The following is a 24,631-nucleotide window of genomic DNA, read 5'->3' as shown; positions in this document are numbered from 1 at the left end:
GGGCCGGCGCTTTTTATAGGCCGGCATTTAGGCCAAGAAGTCATATCCCTATAACCGAATAGAACGCACCGCGCTGCCGCAGATCTTGAAAGCTGCTTACAGGGGGTTGGCGCGGGGGGCGATGGAGACCCAATAGGGGTTGTGCCAAGTCACGCGGATCGGCAGCGAACGTTCGAGCAATTGCAACGTGCGGTCACTGTCATCCAGCGGATAGAGACCGCTCAGGCGCAGATCGGCGACCTGCGGACTGACATGCAAAATGCCCCGCCGATAGCGACGCAGGCTGTCGATGACTTCACTGAGCGGACGGTCGCGTACCTCCAGCCGACCTTGCGTCCAGGCGCCTTCGTAGCCTCTGCTGCGCTCCATGGACAGCACGCCAGCGGCGTTGAAAGTCAGACTTTCACCCGCCCCGACCACCTGCCGCGCGCCACCCGCCGTGAGCACTTCGACCTGCGAATGGAGCATCACCAAACGCGTGGAATCGTCGCCCTGCTGCACCAGAAACTTCGTCCCCAACGCGCGCATGTGGCCGTGTTCGGTTTCGACCACAAACGGTCGCGACGGATCCTTGGCGACGTCGACCAGCAACTCACCACTGCGCAGTGCCAGCAACCGCTGAGTGCTGTCGAACAAAGGCACCACCCGGCTGCGCGCATTGAGGGTCAACGCGCTGCCATCCTGCAGGGTGAAATCGCGCCGCTCTCCGGTGCCGGTCGACAGTTCACCCGCTTCGGGCAGCCAGCCGTAACGCCGACCGAGCAAACCGGCCAACACGGCAACACCGAGCACGCTCAAACTGCCGCTGATAAAACGCCGACGACTCGACGGCGCATTCAGACTGTGCAGCAGACTGTTGCGTGGCAATCCACTCAGGCTCGGATTGCGCAACAGTTTCAATCCACCGCCCATTTGCTCGATGATCTGCTGATGCCGTGGATCGGCCGCGCGCCAGGCATCGAACGCCGCCCGCTCGCCGAGGCTGACGTCGCCCGACTGCAACAACGCCATCCATTGCGCCGCCTCATCGACCAGCGTTTCGTCGGGCCTCATGCCTGCATCGCCTGATAGCAACGCTTGAACGCTTCAACCATGTATTGCTGCACGCGACTGGTCGACACGCCGAGACGCTGGCCGATCTCGCTGTAAGTCAAACCGTCGAGCTGGTGATAGAGAAACGCCGCTTTGGCTTTGGCCGACAGACCGTTGAGCAGGCGATCCACCGCCAGCAACGCCTCGATCACCAGCGCGCGTTCTTCTGGCGATGGATGCACCGGTTGCGGCGCCAGTGCCAGACTTTCCAGATAGGCACGTTCGAGATCCTGACGACGCCAGCCTTCATAGACCAAGCGCCGGGCAATGGTGGTCAACAGTGCGCGCGGCTCAAGAATGGCCGTTGGATCAGGCAGCGCCAGAACCCGCAGAAACGTTTCCGATGCAATGTCCTGCGCACCGTGCGGGCAACCCAACGTGCGGCCGACAGCCGCGCACAGCCAGCGATAGTCCTTTTGGAACATTTGCCCAATGATCTGGTAATGCGGGTTATGCCCACCCATGCCTTGCTCCCTGAAACGGGGTCCACCCGCTGCGAAAAATCATCGTTCTGCCGGGATCGTCCGGCTCTGATCAGGCGCGACTGTGCAATAGCGTCGAAAACATTTGAAGGAATAAAAAATCATCACAAACAAACTATTTTGCATAACACCTTTCATCACCGCAGAAATGCTGGCCAACACAACGTTGACCCTGGTCACGAGTGCACGCCTGGACACTGATTAATCTTCCGGCTCCATCGAAGGCCAGGGACGGCTCACTGGGAGCCCGCGGCTGATCCCATTCAAGGAAGAACATTCATGCGACCACTCAACATCATCCTGCTGTCGTCGGCGTTCAACGGCCTGACGCAACGCGCCTGGCTGGAATTGCGTCAGGCCGGGCACTCGCCCAGCGTCGTCCTGTTCACCGACGAAACCGCGGTATGCGAACAGATTGAACACAGCGGTGCGGACCTGGTGATCTGCCCGTTCCTCAAGGATCGCGTACCGCAAGCGTTATGGCGCAACACGCAACGTCCGGTGGTGATCATTCATCCAGGCATCGTCGGCGATCGTGGTGCCAGCGCGCTGGACTGGGCGATCAGCAACGAACTGTCACGCTGGGGCGTCACCGCCCTGCAAGCGGTGGAGGAAATGGACGCTGGCCCGGTCTGGGCGACGTGCGAATTCAATCTGCCGTCGGGGCTGCGCAAATCCGAGCTGTACAACGGTCGGGTCAGCGATGCGGCGATTCGTTGCATTCGCGAGGTGGTGGAGAAATTCGTCGACGGCTTTGTGCCGGTGCCGCTGGATTACGCTAATCCGACCGTCCGCGGCCGCCTGCAACCGAACATGAAACAGGTGGATCGCAGCTTCAGCTGGCACGACTGCGCCCGCTTCATCAAACGCAGCATTGATGCTGCCGATGGCCAGCCGGGGGTGTTGGCAAGCCTCGCCGGCGGCCAGTATTACGTGTACGACGCACATCTGGATACGCGCAGCGGCCTGCCCGGCGAGATTCTCGCTGTGCACGACGATGCGGTACTGGTGGCGGCAGGCGATCACAGCGTGTGGCTCGGTTCGCTACGGTGCAAACCACAACCGGGTGAAGAAACCTTTAAGCAACCGGCGCGGCATGTGCTCGCCGGGCAATTGGCCGATGTGCCGAGACTGGACTGGTCGATCGCCAGCCAGCCGTTCAGCGACGAGGCGTATCAACCGCTGCGTTATCGGGAGTCGGGGCATGTCGGCGAGCTGACCTTCGAGTTCTACAACGGCGCGATGAGCACCGAGCAGTGCCAGCGCATGGTCGAAGCGTTGCGTTGGGCCAAGTCGCGCGACACGCGTGTGCTACTGATCAAGGGCGGGCGTGGCAGCTTTTCCAATGGCGTGCATCTGAATGTGATTCAGGCGGCGCAAGATCCCGGCGCCGAGGCCTGGGCGAATATTCAGGCGATCGATGATGTCTGTGCAGAGCTGTTGAGTGCGCGGCAACTGGTGGTCAGTGGCGTGACCGGTAATGCCGGCGCCGGCGGTGTGATGCTGGCGTTGGCGGCTGATATTGTCTTCGCGCGGGCCGACATCGTGCTCAACCCGCACTACAAGAGCATGGGTTTGTATGGCTCGGAATACTGGACGTACAGCCTGCCCCGCGCAGTCGGACCGGCAATGGCCGAGCAATTGACCCAGGCGTGCCTGCCGGTCAGCGCCCATCAGGCGCTGCAATTGGGCATGGTTCAGGAAGTCGGCCCGCGCTGCCCGGATGAGTTTGCCCTGTGGCTGCTGCAACGCGCCAATGCCGTGCTTAGCGATCCGACCTACGCCGCCGTGCGCGAGCGCAAGTCGCGCATTGATCAAGTGCTGATTGAGCAATGCCGCGACAGCGAGCTGCAAGAAATGCAGGAAGACATGCTCTACAACCGCAGCGGGTTTGCCGAGAAATGCCACCACTTCGTCTACAAGCGCAAGGTGTGCGGGACACCGGCGCGGCTGGTGGCGGATTGGGCGCGGGGGCAGAAAGTCGAGTTGGCAGGTTGAATCGACGGTGAATGGGCTGGATCGGCTCGCGATGGCCTCGGCAGATCCAGCATTTAACACATCGCAGGCATAAAAAAACGCCAGTTCTCGCGAACTGGCGTTTTCTTGAATATGGCAGGGGCGGCTGGATTCGAACCAACGCATGGCAGGATCAAAACCTGCTGCCTTACCGCTTGGCGACGCCCCTGTATCTCACACCGTGTAACTGTCTGTGTGCGAATGCGCGGCAATTTACCAACATTCGTTGCATCTGTGAAGCAAAAAATGAAAAAAATTTGTTTTAAAACAGCCAGTTATTATTTTTCAGGGGCTAGAAGGCGCTCTTGGGGCCATTTCGCCCGCCAGGTGATCGCCAAATCTGTCACTGATTTCGATGCATTCCCCGCTTGAGCACCGCCAACGAAACACGCGGCACGATCATCTTTTCGATCAGCGCAACCACTTCCTTCGCGCCAAAACAACGAAACATCACGCACCCGGCATCGGTATCCAGGCGGATGATCCGAGTGATGAAACCGCCGTCGATACACACGCCCTTGATCATTCCGATCGGAATCTCGATGTCCAGCGTGCCGTCCTGCACCAAGCGGTTCATGGCGTTGGCGTTGAGGTGCAGTGCGGTTTTGGTCAATCGCATTCTGCCGCCGACCCACAGGCCACCATAGGCTTGCTGGAACGATTGCATCACCCCGGCCAGCACGTTCACATTGCCGGCGCCGACGCTGTCGTAGAAATTGCCGACCTCTTCGTAATTCACTTCAACGTCGGCCACCAGAAAGTTGACCAGTTTGGATTTGACGATTATTTCAGGCATTCAGGGATCTCCATGACCTAAGGGTTATTCCATGCACTGCAAACCCAGCGCACTCAGAGATCAGCCGCTGTTTTTCTGTTACCAGAGCGGCTATCCCGAGACGCTTCAAGAGCAATGGCAAACGGACATCTACGTGCCGTTGCAGTGAACGCAAAACCCGTGGTGAAGGCATTCCTCACCACGGGTTTTCATTTACCGGGCGGTAAAACTGGCCCGCGCCGTGTGCAGCTTCTTGTAACTCTCGATCAGGCGCAGATGCCGATCCAGCCCCTCCAGCTTCAGGCTGGTCGGCGTCAGGCCGTAGAAGCGCACGCTGCCATTGACCGAACCAATCGCCGCGTCCATGCGCTCGTTGCCGAACATGCGGCGGAAGTTGGCTTCGTAGTCTTCCAGTTGCAGATCCTCGTCCAGTTCCATCTCCAGTACCACGTTGACCGCTTGATAGAACAAGCCGCGCTCGACGGTGTTGTCGTTGTATTGCAGGAAGGCTTCGACGAGGTCTTTGGCCTGATCGTACTTCTGCAAGGCGAGGCAGATCAGCAGGCGCAGTTCCAGAATGGTCAGCTTGCCCCACGGCGTGTTGTCATCGAACTCGATGCCGATCAGCGTGGTGATCTCGGTGTAATCGTCCTGCTCGCTGTTTTCCAGGCCTTGGGCAAGATTGCGCAGGCCGACCTTGCTCAGGTTGTGCAGGTTGAGAATATCGGCACGGAATTGCAGGGCTTTGTTGGTGTTGTCCCAGATCAGGTCTTCGACCGGGTAGATCTCCGAGTAATCCGGCACCAGAATCCGGCAGGCCTTGGCACCGATGTGCTCGTAGACCGCCATGTAGACTTCCTTGCCCATGTCTTCGAGGATGCCGAACAACGTCGCGGCTTCTTCGGCGTTGGAGTTTTCACCTTGGCCCGAGAAATCCCACTCGACGAATTCGAAATCAGGTTTGTCGCTGAAGAAGCGCCACGACACCACACCGCTGGAATCGATGAAGTGCTCGACAAAGTTGTTCGGCTCGGTAACCGCCTGACCGGAGAACGTCGGCTGCGGCAAGTCATTCAGGCCTTCGAAACTGCGGCCCTGGAGCAATTCAGTGAGGCTGCGTTCCAGCGCCACTTCCAGGCTCGGGTGCGCGCCGAACGAGGCGAACACGCCGCCAGTGCGCGGGTTCATCAGGGTCACGCACATCACCGGGAATTCGCCGCCCAGCGATGCATCCTTGACCAGCACCGGGAAGCCCTGCTCTTCCAGGCCTTTGATGCCGGCGAGGATGCTCGGGTACTTCTCCAGCACTTCTTGCGGCACGTCCGGCAAAGCCATTTCGCCTTCGAGGATTTCGCGTTTGACCGCGCGCTCGAAGATCTCCGACAGACACTGCACCTGCGCTTCGGCGAGGGTGTTGCCAGCGCTCATGCCGTTGCTCAGGTAGAGGTTTTCGATCAGGTTGGACGGGAAGTACACCACTTGATTGTCCGACTGGCGCACGAACGGCAGCGAGCAAATGCCGCGCTGAGTGTTGCCGGAGTTGGTGTCGAACAGGTTCGAGCCGCGTAGCTCGCCATCGCGGTTGTAAACCTTCTGGGTGTACTCGTCGAGGATTTCCGTCGGCAACTCATCTTTCGGGCCAGGCTTGAACCATTGCTCGTCCGGGTAATGCACGAACTCGGCGTTGGCGATTTCTTCGCCCCAGAACTGGTCGTTGTAGAAGAAGTTGCAGTTCAGGCGCTCGATGAATTCGCCCAGTGCCGAGGCCAGCGCGCCTTCTTTGGTCGCGCCCTTGCCGTTGGTAAAGCACATCGGCGAATGCGCATCGCGAATGTGCAGCGACCAGACGTTGGGCACGATGTTGCGCCACGAGGCGATTTCGATCTTCATGCCCAGATCGGCCAGAATCCCCGACATGTTGGCGATGGTCTGCTCCAGCGGCAGATCCTTGCCGGCAATGAAAGTACCAGCGTCCGAACCTGCAACCGGCATCAACAGCGCCTGGGCATCGGCGTCGAGGTTGTCGACTTCTTCGATGATGAACTCAGGGCCGGTCTGCACGACCTTCTTCACCGTGCAGCGATCGATCGAGCGCAGGATGCCCAAACGATCTTTCTCGGAAATGTCCGCCGGCAATTCCACCTGAATCTTGAAGATCTGGTTGTAGCGGTTTTCCGGGTCGACGATGTTGTTCTGCGACAGGCGAATATTTTCCGTGGGGATGTTGCGCGTGTCGCAGTACAACTTCACAAAGTAAGCCGCACACAACGCCGACGACGCCAGAAAGTAGTCGAACGGCCCCGGTGCCGAACCATCGCCCTTGTAGCGGATGGGCTGATCGGCGATCACCGTGAAGTCGTCGAACTTGGCTTCAAGTCGAAGGTTGTCGAGAAAGTTGACCTTGATTTCCATGCGGGATTACCAGAATACGGCTAAACGAATGGCGGCCATTATCCGGTTTTTGCGCGGGAAGTCTTGCCCTTTCGGGATTGGCCGCTGATCGGCGTCCTGCACTTGGGGAGGCAATTCGCGCGGGTTTCACTACGCTTTCAGTGCAGTCGCCCAGAAGAATCTGAACATTGCGCCCGTGCCAGGGTTCTAGATTCAGAAGACAGCGGATCAAGGACGAGCACATGGACATTTCCAGTTATGCGGCCCCTCTCCCACCGCGCCAAAGCGCCGTTACCCGGCGTCTGGCCATCGCCGTCGGCGCGCTGTTCGTCAGCGGTGTGATCGCCGCGACAGTCGCCTTGTTGGGAATTGCCAATGCGCTGGATAGCGAGGAAATCGACAAAACCCGCTTTTACTCGGCTCGCGCGCTGGAAAACCGCATCACTGCCTCGAAAAACTACATCACCAGTTACGCCTACTGGACCACCGCCTACGAGCATTTGAGCGGTCAGGTCGACACCGATTGGGCCTACACCGAGCAGAACCTCGGCAAAACCCTGTTCACCAGTGACGGCTATGACGGCGTGTTCGTGCTGAGCCGCGAAGGCACCCGTTACGCGGTCGTGCGCGGGCAAATGGTCGATGCCGAGCTGCCCGCGTTCGTTCAGGTGAGCGCCACGGAGTTACTCGATCAAGTGTTGGGCCAAGGTGATCTGACCAAACCGGTCAGCCGCTATTCACTGTTCGAAGGCTGGCCGGCGCTGGTGTCGGCGGCGGCGATCATTCCCAACGATGAGCGGCCCCTTGGCGACCCTCAGACCTCATCGGTGCTGGTGTTCGTCGACAAACTCACGCCGACCAAGTTGCGTCTGATTGGCAGCGGTTACGGCTTGAACAACCTGACCCTGGCGCCGGACGAGACCATCGACCCGCAGCGCCCTCGGGTGCCGCTGGACAGCACCGGTTACAGCCTGATCGCTGATCTGGAACGGCCCGGGCAACATTTATTGTGGTCATTGCTGCCGCCACTCGGCGCGACGATTGTGGTGCTGATGCTGCTGACCGCGTACTTCTTCCGTCACGCCTTGCGATCATCGCAGTACGTCGACCAGAGTTTTGCCGTCATGCAAACTTCCAATCAAGCACTGGAAAACGCCAACCGCGAGCTGGAAGCCAGCGAGGAACGCTTTCGCGCCGTGGCCGAAGCCGCGTCCGACTGGATCTGGGAGGTCGATCGCGCCCTCGCGCTGACGTACCTGTCGGCGCGCTTCAGCGAAGTGACCGGTTACCCGCAAACCCTGTGGTTGGGGCAAGACATCGGCCACCTGTTGAGTTGTGACACCACGCCACTGGAACTGTGGCTGAGAAACCTCACCGAGGAGAGCAGCGCCAGTGACTTGCGTTGCACCTACCGTGACCACTCCGGCCAGCAGCGCCACTGTCGGCTGTCCGCGCGGCCGATCTTCGACAAGCACGCGGTCATTGGCTATCGCGGTACCGCCAGCGACATCACCGACGAAGTCGCCGCCCATGCGCAGATCCAGCACCTGTCGATGCACGACGCCCTCACCGGCCTGCCCAATCGCAACAAACTCGCGCGTTATCTGGATGAAGCCCTGCTGCTCAAGGAGCACGCGCCGCCATTGTCGCTGTTGATGATCGACCTCGATAACTTCAAACCGATCAACGATTCGCTCGGCCACCCGGCCGGTGACGCCGTGCTGCAGGAAGTCGCCGTGCGCCTGCGTGAGTGCACCCGCGAACACGACATCGTCGCGCGACTGGGCGGCGACGAATTCATCGTGGTGCTCAACGGCATGGACAGCCCGCACGAAATCGACAAATTCTGCACCCGCCTGATCGGCAGCCTGCATCAACCGGTGGTCTTCGAACACCATCCGCTGCACATCGGCGCCAGCATCGGCATCGCCCTCAGCCGGCGCCACGGTTACGTGCCCAGCGACCTGATCCGTTACGCCGACATCGCCCTCTATCAAGCGAAGTCCGAGGGCAAGAACACCTGGTGCTATTTCGAAGCGCACATGAGCGATCAGATCCAGACCCGCCGGCAGATGGAAGACGACCTGCGCCACGCGCTCAAACACAACGAATTCATCCTGCACTATCAGCCGCGCTACAAGATCGATGGCAAGCACATCGTTTCGGTCGAAGCGCTGGTGCGCTGGCAGCATCCCACCAAGGGATTGCTCGGCCCGGACCTGTTCATCCCGCTGGCGGAGCAGACCGATCTGATTGTCCCGCTCGGCCGCTGGGTGCTGCGCGAGGCCTGCGAAACCGCGCTGGGCTGGCCGGAAGACATTCTGCTCTCGGTCAATCTGTCGCCCGCGCAGTTTGCGGTCAGCGATGTGGTCGAGGATGTTCGCGAAGTGCTGGTGCAAACCCGTTTCCCGGCCAGTCGCCTGGAACTGGAGATCACCGAAAACGTGATGCTCAACGACACCGACGGCGCCCTGACCACCATGAATGCCCTGAAAGAACTCGGCGTGCGCCTGAACATGGATGACTTCGGCACCGGTTATTCATCGCTGGGTTACCTGCGCGCTTATCCTTTTGACGGGATCAAGATCGACAAGCGCTTCATCGCCTCGATCAGCAGCGGCACCAATGATCGCGCGGTGGTGCAGGCGATCATCGGCCTGGGCAAAGCCATGGGCCTGACCGTGACGGCCGAAGGCGTCGAGACCGAAGAGCAATTGGATATTCTCGGGGTCGATCAATGCAACGAGGTGCAGGGGTACTTCATGAGTCGGCCGATCGACAAAATCGCGTTTGCTCGGCTGTTGCAGGACTCCAGAGGTGTACAGCTGAAATCAAAAAAGGGTCGGGTAACCTGAGCGTTTTAGCTGGGTGATCGACCCAATTCGGCGGTAAACACATTGCCCGCATCACGCACCAACTGCCGCCACTCGGCGCTGGTGATCAGACCTTGCTCTTCCATTTCATCGGCGGCCTTGAGCAGTTCGTCGTACTGTTGTTCCGGGTCCAGACGCATCTGCGCTTGCGTCGCCAGTTTTCGCCATGCCGCCAATTTGTCTTGTTTGCGCTGATCGAACATCAGGGATGATCTCGTGAAGGGCTCCACGGGTAGAAAGAAACGAGATCGCGATGGTTCAGCGCAGTCGACGGATGGACTACTTGTTTCCAAAGGGCTTCGCCGATCAGCAATGATGGATACACCACCGCCTCTGTAGGAGTGAGCCTGCTCGCGATAGCGGATTGTCTGTGACGGATGTGTTGGCTGACACACCGCTATCGCGAGCAGGCTCACTCCTACAGGTTTTTTTGCTGGCCAGCCGCCCACTGTGTCTGGCGCAATTCGTCAGAACTTTGCCGCTACGCGTTTATACGGATAATCCGGATCGCGGTACTTGCCCGGCTTCTGCCGTTTCGGCAATTCGACCTTGTCGCGTTTCACATCTTCATAAGGAATGCGGCTGAGCACATCGGTAATGATATTCAACCGGGCGCGGCGCTTGTCGTTGGAATCGGCCACCAGCCACGGCGCGTGTTCGGTGTCGGAATGCTTGAACATTTCATCCCGCGCCCGTGAGTAGTCGTACCAGCGGCTGTAGGACTTAAGGTCCATCGGCGTCAGTTTCCAGGTTTTGCGTCCGTCGTTGATTCGCGCCTCAAGCCGGCGGGTCTGCTCTTCGGGGCTGACTTCCAGCCAGTACTTGAGCAGGATCACTCCCGATTGAACGATGGCGTGCTCGACCCACGGAATCGATTTGAGGAATTTGTCAGCCTGTTCGTCGGTGCAGAAGCCCATCACCCGCTCGACACCGGCGCGGTTGTACCAACTGCGATCGAAGATCACTACTTCGCCTGCCGCCGGCAGATAAGGCAGATAGCGCTGCACGTGCATCTGGCTTTTCTCGCGATCGGTCGGCGCCGGCAATGCCACCACGCGAAAGACACGCGGGCTGACGCGCTCGGTCAATGCCTTGATGGTCCCGCCCTTGCCAGCGCCGTCGCGGCCTTCGAAAACGATGCAAACCTTAACGCCCTTGGCAATCACCCATTCCTGCAACTTGACCAGTTCGACGTGCAGTTTGCGCAAATGCTCGAGGTAATCCTTGTTTTTCAGCTTCGGACTTTCAGGCGCCGTGGCGGCCTTCTTTTTGCCTTTTGCCATGACCTTGGCCTCTCTCCAATAAATGCAGAAACAGAGTGTTGATTGACGGGACAAACCAGACACGTGAGGTTAGTTCATGACGTGCCGTTTGCCATGACCCGGCAAAAAGCAAAATTGCCATGTGTTTCCTTCGTTCTTTATTGCGTCGCACTGTTCATTGCCTTGCCCTTGTCTGCCTGGAGTTTTTTCGATGCCCGCGTCCAAATCCCTGCCCACCGCCCTGCTGGGCCTGGCCCTCGCCTGCCCGGCAATGGCCGAGACTCAAGGTCTGGAACTGGGGCAAGTGCTGATTTCGGCCGACGAGCAAAGCGGTTCAGACGCAAGCGTCGAAGAAGCCAAAACCCGACTCGAACAGGTGCCCGGCGGCACCAACGTCGTCGATATGCGCCAGCCTTTGCAGGGCCGCGTGGCGAGCAATCAGGATGTGCTGGCGTATCAACCTGGGGTTTATGCGCAGTCGGCGGGTAACGAAGGGGTGAAGATTTCGGTACGTGGCTCGGGCATCAACCGCGCACCGGGCGCCCATGCCTCGGGGCTGTTCACCATGCTCGATGGCCTGCCGTTGACTGGCCCCGGCGGCACACCCTATGAATTGCTCGAACCACTGTGGGTCGATCACGTTGAAGTGTTGCGCGGCGCCAATGGCTTTGATCGCGGCTCGCTGGCACTCGGCGGCGCCATCGATTACGTCAGCCACACCGGTTACAACGCGCCGAAACTGCAAGTGCGTTACGCCACCGGCAGCCATGGTTATCAGCAGCGTCAGGTCAGCTCGGGACAAGTACTGGGCGACTTCGACTATTACGTGTCGCTGACCGACGCCAACGCCGACGGTTATCAGGATCACACCGCCAGCGAAAGCAAAGGCGTGATCGCCAACTTCGGCTATCGCTTCAACCCGAACCTGGAAACGCGCTTCTACATCCGCTACCGCGAAACCGACAACGACCTCGCCGGCCGCGTGACCAAGCACTCTATCGAACACTCGTCGCGAGCGGCGAATCCGTCCTATGTGGCGCGCGACGACAGCCGCAAGCAACCGGGCAGCACGTTCATCGGCAACAAAACCACCTGGTACATCGACGACGACTCGAGCATCCAGACCGGCCTGGTCTATCACGATTACCCGATGGACCTGCGCGAAGGCCCGAACCGCCTGAAAGTCGCCTACACCGACGTCAGCGGTACCTTTGACTACAAACGCCGCGACACGATTTTCGGCATGGAAAGCCGCAGCAATCTCGGCTTGCGCGTGACCAAACATTTGCCCAATGACGGCGCCAGCGAATTCGTGCGAGTTCCGTCCGGCAACACCGCCGGTTATGCGTCGGGCACAAAAATGCGCGACTTCACGTATCAGGGTTCGGACACCGTTCTGCACTTGGGCAATGACCTGGAACTCGCCGACGACCTCTGGCTGACCACCGGGCTTGCCGCCATCTACACCCGTCGAGAAAGTGACGTGACCTACCCGCAGAGCGGCGGCAAAACCAGCATGAACGACTGGGACTATGCCCCGCGTATCGGTCTGCGCTACCAGATCAACCCCGACCTGCAAGTGTTCGGCAACCTTAGCCGCTCGGTCGAAGCACCGCACCCGTGGTCGCTGATCTACAGCACCAACGTGCGCTTCCCGGCCGGCAACGGCGCGGCAACCGGCACGCAAAAGGATCCGGTCAAGCTGCAAAACCAGACAGCGACCACGCTGGAACTGGGTGGCCGCGGCGACAGTGCCGTTGGCGAATGGAGCCTGGCGTGGTACTACGCGCAAGTGCGGCATGAGCTGCTCTCGGTGCTGCCGGATGCCAATGCCGTCACGCCTTATGAGTTGAACGCCAGCCCGACTGTGCACCAAGGTATTGAAGCCAGCCTCAACAGCAAACTCTGGTCGGCTGCCGATGGCCGCCAGTTGAGCCTGCGTCAGGCCTACACCTTCAGCGATTTCCACTACCGCGACGATGATCGCTTCGGTGACAACCGCTTGCCGGGCTTGCCGATGCACTACTACCAGGGTGAATTGCGCTATGACTGGCCGCAAGGTTTCTTCGCCGCGGTAAATACCCAACTGGTTTCCAAAGTTGCCGTGGATTACGCAGACAGTTATTACGCCGATCCTTACGCATTGTTCGGCGCTACCCTTGGCTACAACGCGCCGAAGGGCGACTGGCAAGGTTGGCTGGACATGCGCAATTTGACCAACAAGCACTACGCGGCGACAGTTACGCCGGGTTATGACGACAAAGGACTGGATGCCGCGCGTTCAACGCCGGGTGAAGGGATGGGGGTTTATGTCGGGGTTTCGTGGAGTTTGCTCTGACACTTTTTCGAGACGGTGGCTTGAATGGACAAACCTTTAAGACTTGAAATCGAGAGTGCTGCCTATGCTGACTTTCTCAGTCTTTGGCGTCAGGGCAAGTTCCAGAGTCAGCGGCTTGGCCAAGCGTTTTATAACCATTTCCGCCTGCATCAACTCTCTGATCAGACGCATTTGCACGGACTTTATGAGGCTGATGGGGAAAAGGCATTGAAGCTCATTTCCAGTGTGTTTCAGATAAAGTAAGCGCTAAAACTTCATTGGCGAAGGCAGCAATGGGACCGAAAACAGAAGAGCTGATCGGCACGCTTGAGCAGCTCGCGACGTTGCTTGAGAGCGATGGTGATACTCACTGGAGCTTGTGGATGCGCAACGCCCGAAGCCGATTGCTGCAGTCTGATTATTCAGGGATCGAGTATCTATTGAAGGCCTATGGCGGGATGGGCTCTTTCAACGACGTCGTTCTCGGCCAGCGCTTTGATGGTCGGGTGCTTTCATGGAAGTCAGACCATGTCGAGCTGAACGAAGAATTCAGCAAGTTGCGAGAGAAAGCTGCGGGACTGGCCCATGAGATCGAACGCTCCCAGGCTTGAGTGCATCTTGCTGCTGCGCCCCGAAAGCCGAGTACCAACTGCGAAGTCACTCAAACATCTGCACTACCAGGCCAAGGATGCGTTATGAAAACTACCAGTACGAAACAGTTGATTCAAGGCCTCCCACAACACAGCAGTCCTCGTGAACTACTCATCCAGGTACTGGAAGCCTCGATCGAGTTGGTATCGCTTCCTGACAATGATTTCAGCTGGTCTTCGTGGGCGGATGAGGATGCGGCAAAAACCGAACTGGAGTTGCTGCTTCATTCGCTCAGAGCTGGCGCGCTACCCGACAAGCTTCACATCGCCGTGCTTTTCGCTCCTACCGGACCGCTTCAAGAGCTCAGTCTCAGCAGCGGATGGGCAGATACTTTTTTGAAAGTCGCCGATAAATTCGATGAAGCTGAAGCGCGCCTGTGGTGAGTGAAGGCGCGTCCCGGCCTGGTTTTGCAAACGCTCTTGCAGGAGATGCGGCACGCTGCGATCTTTTGATCTTGCATTCAAAGATCAAAAGATCGCAGCGTGCCGCAGCTCCTACAGGGGCGTGGGAGCGGCTTTCGTTGTGTTGGGCCGCTGTGTATCATCGGCGCAGGCTGATGCTGCCTGCCGCTCGCTTCCGAAAGGAAAGGTGAAAGCATTGCTTCTTTTCCCCAAATCCCTGCGCATTTCTTGAAGTCGAGGTTTGGCAACGCGAGCACCAGAATATCTCGACCACAGGAGATACGATGCTTTCAATCGAACAAGCCAAGCAGATGGCCAAACGGCTGCGCGCCGCACTGGAGTCGCGCGATCAAGCGATGACCCATTGCGCAGCACTGGAAACAGTCGCGCAGCAGTTGGGTTACAAGGACTGGAATACCGCATCGGCAATGCTGCCTGCGGCACTACCCGAATCCGCAATCACCTTCGATAAAGCCATTCCTATCCTGCGAATTTTCGACGAAACCAAAGCCCGCGAGTTCTACCTCGACTTTCTCGGTTTCAGTGTCGAATTCGAGCACCGGTTCGAAGCGGATCTACCGCTCTACCTGGGGATCAGCCGCAATGGCCTGCAACTGCATCTTTCCGAACATCATGGCGATGCAAGTCCAGGCTCGACGGTGTTTGTGCCGATGCATAACATCGAATCGTTCGGCGAAGAATTATTGAACAAGCGCTACGGATACGGACGTCCGAGTGTTATGCAACAGGACTGGGGCAAGGTCCTGGAAGTGTACGACCCCTTCGGCAACCGCATCCGCTTCTGCCAGAGCTGATCGTAAAATTCGGACCGGTTGTCCGGTCCGCCCTGAATCACGCGAACCATTGAGCATCACGGAGCAGGCTATTGAGCGAATTCACACATACACCGGGACCTTGGGTTCTGGATGAGACAGCCGAAGTTAGCAGTCCTGGCAGTTTGAACCTTTCGATCTGCTCCATGAGCAGCGTGGACTTGCATGAAGGGCGTTACAGTTTCGGCACGGCGTCAAACGCTAATGCCAGGCTGATTACCGCCGCGCCAGATCTCCTGAAAGCAGCAAAAAGGGTTAAAGACAGTCTCGATGAATGGCTCATCGCCGCTGAAAAACAAGGGCTGCCTACACCCTTGGTGGTTGGACTTGCTGATTTGAAAGCGGCGATTGCCAAAGCCAGTTAATCGCAAATTGCATGAGTCCGTGTTGGCAATACGGATTCACTCATACAATTTTCCATGGATGTCTCGATGCGCATTTCCCCTTCGCTGTTAATGGTTGCCTTGGTCGGTAGCCTGCTCAACGGCTGTGCTTCCCCCTCGACACTACACAACAGTTATTCAAGCACCGCACAAAGTGTCGAGTCCGATCGGGCGGATATGGACTTCAAAGATGGCAGCGTCTATTTCAAGGCACAGAACAATAAACCTTCATCCGCTCAGTTCAGCCAGAGCCTGAATGCCTGCGTTCAATTTCAGGTCGCCAGTTACAACAAGAACGGTCAAGGTGTGCAGGTACGGCGTTCACTGGGCGACTCCGAAGCGCAAATCATCAATGAAGGCAGTCGTCTGTGCATGGAAAGCAAAGGGTGGGCGCTCTACAAGGTTATCAACGGCCAACTGCAGCGCATTAACCACAGGGAAGAAAGTTTCGCCTCCATGCCCGAAACTCAACTCAAGAGTTCAAGCGACCTTGTCACTGGCCAACGTCAGTGGTACCTCAAATACGCACCCGCTGTTCTTGCAATCGGTGACTTGGAACAATGATCGTAAAATGCGGACCGAATTGCCCGGTCCGCCACAAGGACACGTGAAAAAATGAAAGTACTGCTCATCGCGGCGCTTGGAATTCTGTCAATCGTTCAAACATCTTTGTCCGTTGCCGATAACGCCAATGGCAAGAATCTTTATCTACAGCGATGTGCGATGTGCCACGGAGCAGATATCAAAGCAACAGGCCCCTTGGCAAATAAAAGCCAGCCGCCGACACCTGACCTGACAACAACCGCCTTCAAGAAACGCCTGAATGATTATCCGGGGGTCATCGTCTCCTCGATCATCCTTCGCCCCAATGGCGACTTGATTCCGAGAACCCTGCGCGAGAACGGCGTAAAAATAGCGCCGCACGCCTGGAGCGTTGAAGACTTTCGCGACTTGAATCAATACATGAGTAGCGTGATTTCAAAAAGTCGCTGATTTGATAAACGGCATTAATCAGGCATTTCCGGCACGCCTCTCGCCGCCAAACTATTCCCCCGCCCCTCCCAAGGAAGGCACGTTTTTGAATCGCATTAAATCCAACGACCGAAACACCCTTAATCGCACTTTGCCGCTGCTAATGCTGTTGGCATCATCAGCTCTGCTCAACGCTGGATGCTCCCATCCACCGCCACCGGTCGATCGCGACCCGTGCCTGGATGAAGGCCCAAGCCAGAGTGCCGCTTACGAGGACTGTGTGGTTGACCGTAATGACGAAAGAGATGCGGCACTCAAGGCCATTCTTGGCACTGGTCCTGATCTTTATACACAAGCACGTCTCGCCGATCCGGGGGAGTTCCCTCTACAGGATTCCGACTACCCGGATATCCCAGGCCCCATGAGCTACCACACTGCCAACAAAATTTCTGCGGCGGAGCAGCAAGCGTTGCCGTTCAAGATGAAAATCCGCTGGAACTACACTTCCCGGAAATTCCTGCCGCGACCTCGCGATCTGGTGCGCATGAATGAAATGGAAGCTTTGCTAAAGTCGGCCGCAACGGAAAACGGCCTGGCGAAGTGGGTGTGCACAGTGACCGGTGAGCAACGTCGAGAGTGGGTTTTCTACGCCCGAAGCGACGCTGATTTCATGACTCGAATGCAAACGATACTGGCCCCGACCGGGCCGTATCCCGTCGAGTGGAGCGGTCGTAAAGATCCTGCGCACAATGTCGAAGGGACAAGTAAAGCCGACGCTTCCGGGGAAATCCTTATTACCCCGAAACTGTGCGTGGAGTAATCGATAGGGGCACTTGCGGCAGAGCGTGAATAACCTCCGCCGCCATCTATTCAGCACTGCTCATCCCGGCGTTTGCTGATATCGCTAGCGTTTGCTCTGCTATCCAGTCCTCGTGCCGCGCCCGGTTGCGCCCGGCACCATTCGGCTCGTTCGTTCCAGGCGTACGGTCCTGAAGTCACTCTGTTGCTTATGGGACTTGTCGCGCCTGGCGTATCCGGTCACCATCCAAGCATTAGCCAGCTAATTGCCACTATGCGATATGGCTCCACTTCTCTTGTGAAACATCAAACAAAACGCCTCACTAACAAGGACCGAATGCGTGGCCAGCGAACTTCAAGCACCTTTCAGCACGATATTGCCCCCGAATCCTCAGGATGCAGCCTTGGCGACCTTGCCACCCATGGCCAACCTTATAGTCGATCGCGCTATCGATAACGTGACCCGCAAGTTGGTGGCAGGCTACCGTAACAAACGCAACGCCACTCCGAACGCCAACCACACCGATTTCAGTGCTGAGGCCAAAGAAGCTTTGAAAGCGACTTCGGCCCAGTCCGTCATGCAGGTCGCAAATCGCGGCCAGGCGTGGAAAGAGATGATTCAGAAGAGCCTGACGCATGGCATTTCATCGCTGGCAACCTTGAAGTTCGATGGCAAGTTCACGATCGAGAATGGCCAACGACCGGATGATTTCAAGCAGAAAATGCCCAACGCCCCCGGCGTCTATGTTGTCTTCGATAAATACGATAAGCCTGTGTATGTGGGCGACAGCGAGAACATGCAATCGCGCTGGAATGCCGGCCACTTCAACGAATACAAGCAGGGGCAGAAACCTGGAGCAGAGCCTTACAAACTCGCCGATGTGATGGAAGCCGGTTGCACCGTCCGGTTCATCAATATGGAATCCAAAGAGACCGCCGCCGCATTGGAAGCCCATCTGATCAGGGAGAACTTTGCTCAGTTCAAGGACGTGAGCAAGAGCGAGACAAATTCTTCTGCGGACGAAGATGCCAAGCGAGAGCCGGCATTGTCCGACGGCAGGCTTAGGAACAGAAAGGAAGAGCTGGCTACTGAACAGGGCACCCGCAGCAACCAAGAAGCGAAGAAGATCAAAGACACATCGGGGGCGACCATTTCTCTAGCGGCCGGTGCAGCCGGCGAGGCTTTCAAGAATGTTGGTTATGACATCTTCGAGCGACTGACGACGACTGCAATCAAAGCCATCAAAGATGAACTGGTAGACGTGTTGAGTGGCGGCGTCGCCAAGATCAAGGTGCGCGTAGATCGGATGTTGAAGAAGATCCTCGCAGTATTGCGCAATGTATTGGAAAACCCGCTACAGCTCTTGCGTGGTATTGCCGAGTTCATCGTCAACGCCCTGTCCAAGACCATCGGCCAGATCTACAACCTGGCGCGCAACCTTTTCGATTTGGCCAACAACAGCTGGCAGCTCTACAAAGGGGCCCAGACTATGCCCCGTGAGGAGCTCGTCCGCAAAATCAGTGAAACCGTCATCATTAGCGGCTCATTGGTGATATGGGATTCGCTCGACCTGATGCTGGAAAAATGGCTGGTAGCACAGACAGGTGGCGCCTTGGCCGCCTTCGCGCCTTACATCTCAGCAGCCGTCGCTGCCGTGGGTTTCGGCATTTCAGCTCATGCCCTGCAGGGCTTCATGACCCGCATTATCAACGCAGTCATCGCCTTCCAGGACGGGCAAGTGGAGGTGCTGAACGCTGAGCGCGCAGCGTGTGAGCAACTCATCATCGTCGCAGAAAACGAACTCGCGCTGATTGGCGATCTGGGTGGCTACATCGAGTCAGAACTGATGGTTCTGGGACAGATGGAAGCTTACACCCGTACGTTGTCGATTCATGAGCCCATTGCCGCGATCGACCCTCTCACTCTGCGTATTATCCGCTCCTGATTCGAGAAGCACGCCTATGAACATGCATAACACCCCCGCCAGGCTTTCTGCTGTAATGCGACGTACCGACTGTATCCTGACAGCCGCCAACCACCAAGAGATCAGGGACTTCACGCGAGCCCTTGAAGAGGCGGTTCTGGACATAGAACGGGCATCACGCCAGAGTTCAGAAGTCAAAGACCAGGCTGGCTCACTGATGAACAGTCTGGAGAGCCGGAACTGGTGGGGCCAGCTCACCTCGGGGTTGTCAGGTAACACCGATAAAGAGCTGGCCATTCTGGTTCAGGGACTGGGCGCCAGTCTCGTGGTCACCCAGAAAGTGCTGCAAGTCATGTTGAAGGTCATGACCCAGAAAAACCAGGTGCTGCAGGGATTCAATGAGGCGCTGGTCAACAAAATCGCGATGGTCACGGCAGATACAAAAACCCTCGATGGCAATCAAAAAGTCGTGGTCAAAGCTTTCCTTGACCAATTGCAGCAGCAGGTCTGCGACCAGTTACAACAGCAAGACATGGTCGATAGTCTGGAACTGCGCATGATTGACTGTGAAGCATGGCGCGAAGAAAAAGAAATCCATGAACAGTTTGTCAATGCACAGTTGACCAGACATGAGCAAAATCAACAGTCGGCGACTTCGCGCACCCAGGAACTGGAAGGCAACGTTAAAGTTCTTACCGATCAGACAGGTCGACTCGCACAGCATCGAACCCTTGATGATGCTCGGATAACTGAACTGTTGCAGAAGACGCAGGCCTTCTCACAGCAACTGCCAGCGCTCGACAATTGCAATCGCGTACTTGCCGGCCGCGTGGATGTTCTGGAAGCTGAGCGTGCTGACTTGGCCAGGCAGATGCATCTATTGACCGACCGCGCCAAGACGGCGGAGGCTGCATTAGCGCAGCAATCTGCAACGATCAGTCAGCTGCAGCAGGTTGATATTGAGCAGAAAACTCTGCTTCGCGCCGTTGAACAGCGGCTGTCGTCACTGGAAACTATCGATAGTTCGTCGCGAACCACAAAGGCGCGAGCCATCCACTATGCACCGGCACTGGTGGCTTGCCTGCTGGGAGCGCTGGCGATTTATCTATCGCTGGCAACGTAAGCAAGCTCCAGCGCAGTGTGCAAACTGTGTTGCACACTGCCAGCGGATTGCAAATTGCTATCCCCCTCGCCCAATCATGGAAGATCCACTCATTGAAACCAGCTCTCGGTGCCCTGCTTCTAACCTGCCTGACCACCAGCGCTCTCGCTGACGTCAACGCTATCGGTTTCCAGTCCTCGACCCTGCCCGACCTGCACAATGAGCGTGCGCTGGAGATGGTGGTCTGGTATCCCGGCACAACCACCGCCACGCCACAATTGATCGCCGACGATGTGGTGTTTGTCGGCAATGCCGCCGTGCGCGACGCGCCGGCCAGCGCAGGCGAGCATCCACTGGTGGTGCTTTCCCATGGTTATCGGGGCAACTGGAGCAATCAGGGCTGGCTGGCGAGTGCGTTGGCCCAGCAGGGTTACATCGTCGCGGCGGTCAACCACCCCGGCACCACCACCCATGACCGTCGCCCGCAAGCTGCCGAGCAGTTGTGGCAGCGGCCGGTCGACCTGAGCCGGGCGATTGCGGCGGTAACCTCGCAGCCGCAGAAGTTTGGCGCCGTCGCACCGCGCCAGATTGCTGTGGTGGGCCATTCGCTCGGCGGCTGGACGGCCATTGAAATCGCCGGGGCGCGGTTCGATCCGGAGCTGTTTGCGCGTGACTGCAAGGTTCATTCACAACTGGCCAGTTGCATCAATTACGACAAGATCAATCCGGCCAGCACGCCCGCACTGAAAACTCAGTTGGCCAGCGACTTGCGCGACAAACGCGTCACCGCCGTGGTTTCCCTTGACCTCGGTTTTTCGCGCGGGATGACCAGTGAAAGCCTGGCGGGACTGCCGGTGCCGGCGCTGGTGATCGCTGCCGGTGCGCCGTCGCAGGATCTGCCTGCGCAACTGGAGTCAGCCGACCTCGCCAAACGCCTGCCGCAGGCGTCAACGCAGTATGTCGAGATCCGCGATGCCAGCCATTTCACTTTCCTGGCCATGTGCAAACCGGGTGCCGTGGCACTGCTTGAAGAAGACGTGCCTGGCGATGGAATCATTTGTGGCGATGGCGAGGCTGCGCGTCCTCGGGGGGTTATCCAGCAGCAGGTTGCAACGTTGATCAACGAGTTCTTGCAGCAGGCCTGGAAGCAGCAAGACAGTCTGGTGAAGCGCTGACAGCAAGGCCTTTGCAGACAAGAACAACCGGTTTATCAAGCGCTTGTGTGAGTGAAGCTCAGCGGATGAGTCAGCAATGCCATTGATGTGCCACTACTGAAATAGTATGTTACTCAAAATCCATCCCCTGCTTCACCCCCGCACAAGGAAGACTTCATGTCGCTCAAAGGAAAGATAATCTCCGGTTATCTGCTCATCGGCTTGATCTACGCGCTCTACTCCTGGCTGTTCAGCTCCATCTACTCCCACGCAGGCTTCTTCTACAACCTCGGCCGGGGCCTGATGTGGCCGGCGGCGATGTTCCCTGCGCTCGGCGCATTCATCGGCGGTGTGGTGCTGGTAATCATCGCCGGCGCCTACGCGCTGAGTCGCCGTTAAGCCTCCTGCACTTCAAATCTTTCAAGGAACGATGCTCATGAGCATGAAAAAAGTAACGCTGGCCGTATTGATGGCCGTGGCGCTGGCGGGTTGCGGCGGTAGCAAGGACAAGGCTGAGAAACTGGTCGAGTCCAGCGGAATGACCAAGCAATACGGCAACATGATCGAAATGGTGTCCACCGGTTACGCCACCCGCTATCCGATGCTCGAGCGCGAGCAGATCCGTAACGTCGTGCGGGAAAACATCGATCCCGACGACCTGAAGGACATGGTCGTGGAAATCTACGCTGATCACTTCGACAACGATGAACTCGACCTGATGATTCGCGCCAACCAGCACCCCGAGCAGGCCATGGCAATCATCCTCAATTCGAAACAGGGCCGCGATCTGGCGCAAAAAGTCATGACCATCCAGACCACCATCGCCAAAGACATGCAAGACGCGATGGCCGACCGCGATGAGGCGATCGTCGATACGCTGGATGATTTGAAGGATGAAGCGCAGGGCTAGACCACGTTCTTTGTAGGAGTGAGCCTGCTCGCGATAGCATCCGTCCAGCCGACATCAGGCTGACTGAGTCGCCGCCATCGCGAGCAGGCTCACTCCTACATGGGTTTCACGGCAAACCACAAATCCCAATCCCACCCACATCCCTGTGGGAGCTAGCCCTGTTAGCGATGACGTCAGCCCATCAAAAACACATCAACCTGACACCCAACCTCAGTGCCCGACCACAGCCCCCGCCCCCGCACCACGCGGCCCCGCTTTAAACCCGTGCGCCCGAGCGCTCCAGGCAATCACAAACCCGACCGCGACCAACACCACCATCGCCCACGGAAACGATGCACCCCCCCACCGATCCAGCAACACCCCGCCGACCACGCCGCTGCCGGCAATCGCGCTATTCCATGCCACCACATTCAACGACAACGCCACATCTGCGCCATCGCCCGCCGCATCTGCCAACGCGGTCTGCAACAAAGTCGCCGCGCCACCAAAACTCAATCCCCACAGCAACACGCCGAGGTAAATCACCTCAGGCACACGCCCCCAAAATCCAAACCCCACACACACCACGGCAAACATCACCAGGCTGGCTAACACGGTCTTGCGCAACAGCGGCTCAACCAGTTTGGCCGTCAACCAAATCCCCGCCAACGCCGCAAGACCAAACACCAACAACACCAGATCCACACGATCCGCCAACCCCGCCGGCGCCACAAACGGGGCGATGTAGGTGTAGAGAATGTTGTGCGCCAGCATCCAGCTGATCACCACTGCCAGCACCGGTCGGACACCCGGCGTGGTCAACACGCGGCGCAGCGACAGACGCTGATGCGCAGGCTGCGGCGGATAATCCGGCACCTTCACCAACACCCAGACGATCAGCATCAAGGTCAGGGCCGACATCAACCCGAACGTCGTGCGCCACCCGACCAACCCGCCCAGCCAAGTCCCCAACGGCACGCCCAATGACAGGGCAATCGGCGTACCGACCATCGCCAGTGCCAACGCCTTGCCCTGCTGATCCGGCTCGACCATCCGCCGCGCATAACCGGCCAACAAACTCCACGCCAACCCTGCCGCGACACCCGCGAAGAAGCGCGCCACCAGCGTCACGCCATAGTGCGACGACAGCGCCGTGATCGAGTTGAACAGCAGAAAACCAACGGTGGTCAGCAGCAACACATTGCGCCGACGCCAGCCGCGCGTGGCGATGGTCATCGGGATCACCGCCAGCACCGAGCCCAGCGCATACGCGGTGACCATCTGCCCGGCCATCGAAGGCGAAATCGCCAAGCCTTCGCTGATCAGCGGCAACAGCCCGGCGGGCAGGGTTTCGGTGACGATACAAATAAAACCGGTCATGGCCAGCGCCAACAGCGCGCCAATGGGCAGGCGTTTGGGCGCCGCCGAGAGAGTCAATGAAGGTGTCACGGGAAACTCCTTGAGTTTGGAAATTCAGACTTGCGTACCGATCGATATAAAATACTGGCGGCAGCCGAGGCATGTTGTCAACGACTTATGTATCGACTAGTATCCAAATCACTTTCCGAGGAGTTTCAAAGATGGCGAGAACCGGTCGCCCCCGCGCCTTTGATCGCGACGACGCCGTCGACCAGGCCATGCAATTGTTCTGGCAACACGGCTACGACGCGACGTCCCTCGCACAGTTGAAAGCCGAACTGGGCGGCGGCATTTCCGCGCCAAGCTTCTACGCCGCGTTCGGCTCCAAAGAAGCCCTGTTCGACGAATGCGTGCAGCGTTACCTGGCGACCTTCGCCCAAGTCACCGAATGTCTGTGGGACGAAACTCTGCCACCACGCCAAGCCATCGAAACCGCACTGCGCCAGTCGGCCCGCATGCAATGCGACGACGGCCACCCAAAAGGCTGCATGGTCACCCTCGGCGTCATGAGCGCCCCGAGCCCGGAAAACGCCCACGTCGCCCAAGCCCTCACCCACTCCCGCGCCCGAACCCGCGCCGGGATTGTGGTGTGTGTCGAGCGGGGTGTGAGTGAAGGACTGTTAGCCGACGACGCGAACGCAGCCGCCATGGCGACGGTGTTCGACAGTTTCCTGCAGGGGATTTCCATCCTTGCTCGGGATGACACGCCGCTGGAGAGCATTGATGCGGCGATTACGCAGGTGATGCGGACTTGGGATGTAGCGGCGGTGAGTGAGACATCGGTGCAATTGCAGTGATTGCGGGGCTTGCGTAGCTAAAAACCAGTCGGCTACGCGACCACCTCAACATAACTCGACTCCCCGCCCCCCTCCGCGCCCGACAACCACCCCCACACA

24 protein-coding genes, 1 tRNA gene and 1 pseudogene are annotated in these 24,631 nt (G+C 58.1%); 18 read left to right on the top strand and 8 right to left on the bottom strand.

The annotated features are described in order from the left end of the window. Positions 1-96: 96 nt before the first annotated feature. Positions 97-1,053 carry a FecR domain-containing protein gene (locus CQ009_RS24340; protein WP_105708958.1) on the bottom strand — a complete coding sequence of 319 codons (957 nt, stop codon included), beginning with the start codon at positions 1,051-1,053 and terminating at the stop codon, positions 97-99. Beyond that, on the bottom strand, positions 1,050-1,556 hold the full coding sequence (locus tag CQ009_RS24335; RefSeq protein WP_064390295.1) for a sigma-70 family RNA polymerase sigma factor: 507 nt from the start codon (positions 1,554-1,556) through the stop codon (positions 1,050-1,052). The genes CQ009_RS24340 and CQ009_RS24335 overlap by 4 nt, the downstream gene beginning before the upstream one ends. A gap of 297 nt (positions 1,557-1,853) precedes the next feature. Here CQ009_RS24335 and CQ009_RS24330 point away from each other — a divergent pair, with 297 nt between their 5' ends. Then, positions 1,854-3,572, top strand: coding sequence for a hydrogenase maturation protein (locus tag CQ009_RS24330; RefSeq protein WP_105708957.1), 1,719 nt, complete (start codon positions 1,854-1,856; stop codon positions 3,570-3,572). A gap of 112 nt (positions 3,573-3,684) precedes the next feature. On the opposite strand, the gene CQ009_RS24325 is transcribed toward CQ009_RS24330, so the two are convergent. Together CQ009_RS24325 and CQ009_RS24320 are read right to left on the bottom strand one after the other, a co-directional pair. After that, a tRNA-Gln gene (locus CQ009_RS24325) sits at positions 3,685-3,759 on the bottom strand. Between the two features lie 174 nt (positions 3,760-3,933). Continuing rightward, positions 3,934-4,386 (bottom strand): hypothetical protein, encoded by a 453-nt coding sequence (locus CQ009_RS24320; RefSeq protein ID WP_105708956.1) that lies wholly within the window; start codon positions 4,384-4,386, stop codon positions 3,934-3,936. 52 nt (positions 4,387-4,438) lie between these two features. On the opposite strand from CQ009_RS24320, the pseudogene CQ009_RS24315 reads away from it, so the two are divergent. Then, a pseudogene (locus tag CQ009_RS24315) lies at positions 4,439-4,534 on the top strand (AraC family transcriptional regulator); the annotation flags it as partial. A 44-nt stretch (positions 4,535-4,578) separates the two neighbouring features. On the opposite strand, the gene CQ009_RS24310 reads toward CQ009_RS24315, so the two are convergent. After that, positions 4,579-6,777 (bottom strand): OsmC domain/YcaO domain-containing protein, encoded by a 2,199-nt coding sequence (locus CQ009_RS24310; RefSeq protein ID WP_105708955.1) that lies wholly within the window; start codon positions 6,775-6,777, stop codon positions 4,579-4,581. Between the two features lie 221 nt (positions 6,778-6,998). On the opposite strand from CQ009_RS24310, the gene CQ009_RS24305 reads away from it, so the two are divergent. After that, on the top strand, positions 6,999-9,611 hold the full coding sequence (locus CQ009_RS24305) for an EAL domain-containing protein (RefSeq protein ID WP_105708954.1): 2,613 nt from the start codon (positions 6,999-7,001) through the stop codon (positions 9,609-9,611). 5 nt (positions 9,612-9,616) lie between these two features. On the opposite strand, the gene CQ009_RS24300 is transcribed toward CQ009_RS24305, so the two are convergent. Both CQ009_RS24300 and ppk2 read right to left on the bottom strand, forming a co-directional pair. Continuing rightward, positions 9,617-9,832 (bottom strand): hypothetical protein, encoded by a 216-nt coding sequence (locus tag CQ009_RS24300; RefSeq protein ID WP_064390300.1) that lies wholly within the window; start codon positions 9,830-9,832, stop codon positions 9,617-9,619. Positions 9,833-10,096: 264 nt separating this feature from the next. Next, positions 10,097-10,912: a polyphosphate kinase 2 gene (gene ppk2, locus CQ009_RS24295; RefSeq protein ID WP_105708953.1), complete on the bottom strand. Its 816-nt coding sequence runs from the start codon at positions 10,910-10,912 to the stop codon at positions 10,097-10,099. A gap of 190 nt (positions 10,913-11,102) precedes the next feature. Between ppk2 and CQ009_RS24290 the strand changes: the two genes are divergently transcribed. The 14 genes from CQ009_RS24290 (at position 11,103) to CQ009_RS24225 (ending at position 22,337) form a co-directional block, all read left to right on the top strand. After that, complete coding sequence (locus CQ009_RS24290) at positions 11,103-13,229, top strand: TonB-dependent receptor domain-containing protein (RefSeq protein WP_105708952.1); 2,127 nt, start codon at positions 11,103-11,105, stop codon at positions 13,227-13,229. Positions 13,230-13,253: 24 nt separating this feature from the next. Then, positions 13,254-13,472, top strand: coding sequence for a hypothetical protein (locus tag CQ009_RS24285; protein ID WP_064390303.1), 219 nt, complete (start codon positions 13,254-13,256; stop codon positions 13,470-13,472). A 29-nt stretch (positions 13,473-13,501) separates the two neighbouring features. Next, a complete protein-coding gene (locus tag CQ009_RS24280) occupies positions 13,502-13,819 on the top strand; it encodes a hypothetical protein (protein ID WP_105708951.1) in 318 nt (105 codons plus the stop codon). An 84-nt stretch (positions 13,820-13,903) separates the two neighbouring features. Further along, positions 13,904-14,242, top strand: coding sequence for a hypothetical protein (locus CQ009_RS24275; protein ID WP_064390305.1), 339 nt, complete (start codon positions 13,904-13,906; stop codon positions 14,240-14,242). A 302-nt stretch (positions 14,243-14,544) separates the two neighbouring features. Further along, entirely contained in the window at positions 14,545-15,075 is a 531-nt protein-coding gene (locus tag CQ009_RS24270; RefSeq protein WP_105708950.1) for a glyoxalase superfamily protein, read from the top strand. Positions 15,076-15,146: 71 nt separating this feature from the next. Next, positions 15,147-15,458 carry a hypothetical protein gene (locus CQ009_RS24265; RefSeq protein ID WP_122854971.1) on the top strand — a complete coding sequence of 104 codons (312 nt, stop codon included), beginning with the start codon at positions 15,147-15,149 and terminating at the stop codon, positions 15,456-15,458. Between the two features lie 66 nt (positions 15,459-15,524). After that, positions 15,525-16,040 carry a hypothetical protein gene (locus tag CQ009_RS24260; protein ID WP_064390308.1) on the top strand — a complete coding sequence of 172 codons (516 nt, stop codon included), beginning with the start codon at positions 15,525-15,527 and terminating at the stop codon, positions 16,038-16,040. A gap of 51 nt (positions 16,041-16,091) precedes the next feature. Further along, the gene (locus tag CQ009_RS24255; RefSeq protein WP_064390309.1) at positions 16,092-16,469 is read left to right on the top strand and encodes a cytochrome c; all 378 of its coding nucleotides are present in this window, start codon (positions 16,092-16,094) and stop codon (positions 16,467-16,469) included. An 85-nt stretch (positions 16,470-16,554) separates the two neighbouring features. After that, positions 16,555-17,268 (top strand): DUF695 domain-containing protein, encoded by a 714-nt coding sequence (locus CQ009_RS24250; protein WP_122660630.1) that lies wholly within the window; start codon positions 16,555-16,557, stop codon positions 17,266-17,268. A gap of 319 nt (positions 17,269-17,587) precedes the next feature. Further along, a complete protein-coding gene (locus tag CQ009_RS24245) occupies positions 17,588-19,192 on the top strand; it encodes a GIY-YIG nuclease family protein (RefSeq protein ID WP_146117572.1) in 1,605 nt (534 codons plus the stop codon). A 16-nt stretch (positions 19,193-19,208) separates the two neighbouring features. After that, positions 19,209-20,294, top strand: coding sequence for a hypothetical protein (locus CQ009_RS24240; protein ID WP_146117571.1), 1,086 nt, complete (start codon positions 19,209-19,211; stop codon positions 20,292-20,294). A gap of 92 nt (positions 20,295-20,386) precedes the next feature. After that, on the top strand, positions 20,387-21,448 hold the full coding sequence (locus tag CQ009_RS24235; RefSeq protein ID WP_105708947.1) for an alpha/beta fold hydrolase: 1,062 nt from the start codon (positions 20,387-20,389) through the stop codon (positions 21,446-21,448). A 156-nt stretch (positions 21,449-21,604) separates the two neighbouring features. Beyond that, complete coding sequence (locus CQ009_RS24230) at positions 21,605-21,826, top strand: hypothetical protein (RefSeq protein ID WP_105708946.1); 222 nt, start codon at positions 21,605-21,607, stop codon at positions 21,824-21,826. 37 nt (positions 21,827-21,863) lie between these two features. Continuing rightward, positions 21,864-22,337, top strand: coding sequence for a hypothetical protein (locus CQ009_RS24225; RefSeq protein WP_064390313.1), 474 nt, complete (start codon positions 21,864-21,866; stop codon positions 22,335-22,337). A 210-nt stretch (positions 22,338-22,547) separates the two neighbouring features. Here CQ009_RS24225 and CQ009_RS24220 read toward each other — a convergent pair whose 3' ends face one another. Beyond that, positions 22,548-23,765 carry an MFS transporter gene (locus CQ009_RS24220; RefSeq protein ID WP_105708945.1) on the bottom strand — a complete coding sequence of 406 codons (1,218 nt, stop codon included), beginning with the start codon at positions 23,763-23,765 and terminating at the stop codon, positions 22,548-22,550. A 131-nt stretch (positions 23,766-23,896) separates the two neighbouring features. Between CQ009_RS24220 and CQ009_RS24215 the strand changes: the two genes are divergently transcribed. Beyond that, entirely contained in the window at positions 23,897-24,532 is a 636-nt protein-coding gene (locus tag CQ009_RS24215; protein WP_105708944.1) for a TetR/AcrR family transcriptional regulator, read from the top strand. Positions 24,533-24,631: the final 99 nt, after the last annotated feature.

Source organism: Pseudomonas sp. MYb2 (genome assembly GCF_002979955.1).
Classification (GTDB): domain Bacteria; phylum Pseudomonadota; class Gammaproteobacteria; order Pseudomonadales; family Pseudomonadaceae; genus Aquipseudomonas.
The sequence above is the reverse complement of the archived record's forward strand: the minus strand, read 5'-3'. Positions and strand labels throughout refer to the sequence as shown.

Bases quoted from the DNA above. Each gene is read 5' to 3' on its own strand.
- CQ009_RS24290 (WP_105708952.1), top strand. From the start codon at position 11,103: ATGCCCGCGTCCAAATCCCTGCCCACCGCCCTGCTGGGCCTGGCCCTC.
- CQ009_RS24280 (WP_105708951.1), top strand. From the start codon at position 13,502: ATGGGACCGAAAACAGAAGAGCTGATCGGCACGCTTGAGCAGCTCGCG.
- CQ009_RS24270 (WP_105708950.1), top strand. From the start codon at position 14,545: ATGCTTTCAATCGAACAAGCCAAGCAGATGGCCAAACGGCTGCGCGCC.
- CQ009_RS24300 (WP_064390300.1), bottom strand. From the start codon at position 9,832: ATGTTCGATCAGCGCAAACAAGACAAATTGGCGGCATGGCGAAAACTG.
- CQ009_RS24310 (WP_105708955.1), bottom strand. From the start codon at position 6,777: ATGGAAATCAAGGTCAACTTTCTCGACAACCTTCGACTTGAAGCCAAG.
- CQ009_RS24240 (WP_146117571.1), top strand. From the start codon at position 19,209: ATGAACATGCATAACACCCCCGCCAGGCTTTCTGCTGTAATGCGACGT.
- CQ009_RS24305 (WP_105708954.1), top strand. From the start codon at position 6,999: ATGGACATTTCCAGTTATGCGGCCCCTCTCCCACCGCGCCAAAGCGCC.
- CQ009_RS24335 (WP_064390295.1), bottom strand. From the start codon at position 1,556: ATGGGTGGGCATAACCCGCATTACCAGATCATTGGGCAAATGTTCCAA.
- CQ009_RS24215 (WP_105708944.1), top strand. From the start codon at position 23,897: ATGGCGAGAACCGGTCGCCCCCGCGCCTTTGATCGCGACGACGCCGTC.
- CQ009_RS24320 (WP_105708956.1), bottom strand. From the start codon at position 4,386: ATGCCTGAAATAATCGTCAAATCCAAACTGGTCAACTTTCTGGTGGCC.
- CQ009_RS24255 (WP_064390309.1), top strand. From the start codon at position 16,092: ATGAAAGTACTGCTCATCGCGGCGCTTGGAATTCTGTCAATCGTTCAA.
- CQ009_RS24260 (WP_064390308.1), top strand. From the start codon at position 15,525: ATGCGCATTTCCCCTTCGCTGTTAATGGTTGCCTTGGTCGGTAGCCTG.
- CQ009_RS24225 (WP_064390313.1), top strand. From the start codon at position 21,864: ATGAGCATGAAAAAAGTAACGCTGGCCGTATTGATGGCCGTGGCGCTG.
- CQ009_RS24285 (WP_064390303.1), top strand. From the start codon at position 13,254: ATGGACAAACCTTTAAGACTTGAAATCGAGAGTGCTGCCTATGCTGAC.
- CQ009_RS24275 (WP_064390305.1), top strand. From the start codon at position 13,904: ATGAAAACTACCAGTACGAAACAGTTGATTCAAGGCCTCCCACAACAC.
- CQ009_RS24340 (WP_105708958.1), bottom strand. From the start codon at position 1,053: ATGAGGCCCGACGAAACGCTGGTCGATGAGGCGGCGCAATGGATGGCG.
- ppk2 (WP_105708953.1), bottom strand. From the start codon at position 10,912: ATGGCAAAAGGCAAAAAGAAGGCCGCCACGGCGCCTGAAAGTCCGAAG.
- CQ009_RS24230 (WP_105708946.1), top strand. From the start codon at position 21,605: ATGTCGCTCAAAGGAAAGATAATCTCCGGTTATCTGCTCATCGGCTTG.
- CQ009_RS24330 (WP_105708957.1), top strand. From the start codon at position 1,854: ATGCGACCACTCAACATCATCCTGCTGTCGTCGGCGTTCAACGGCCTG.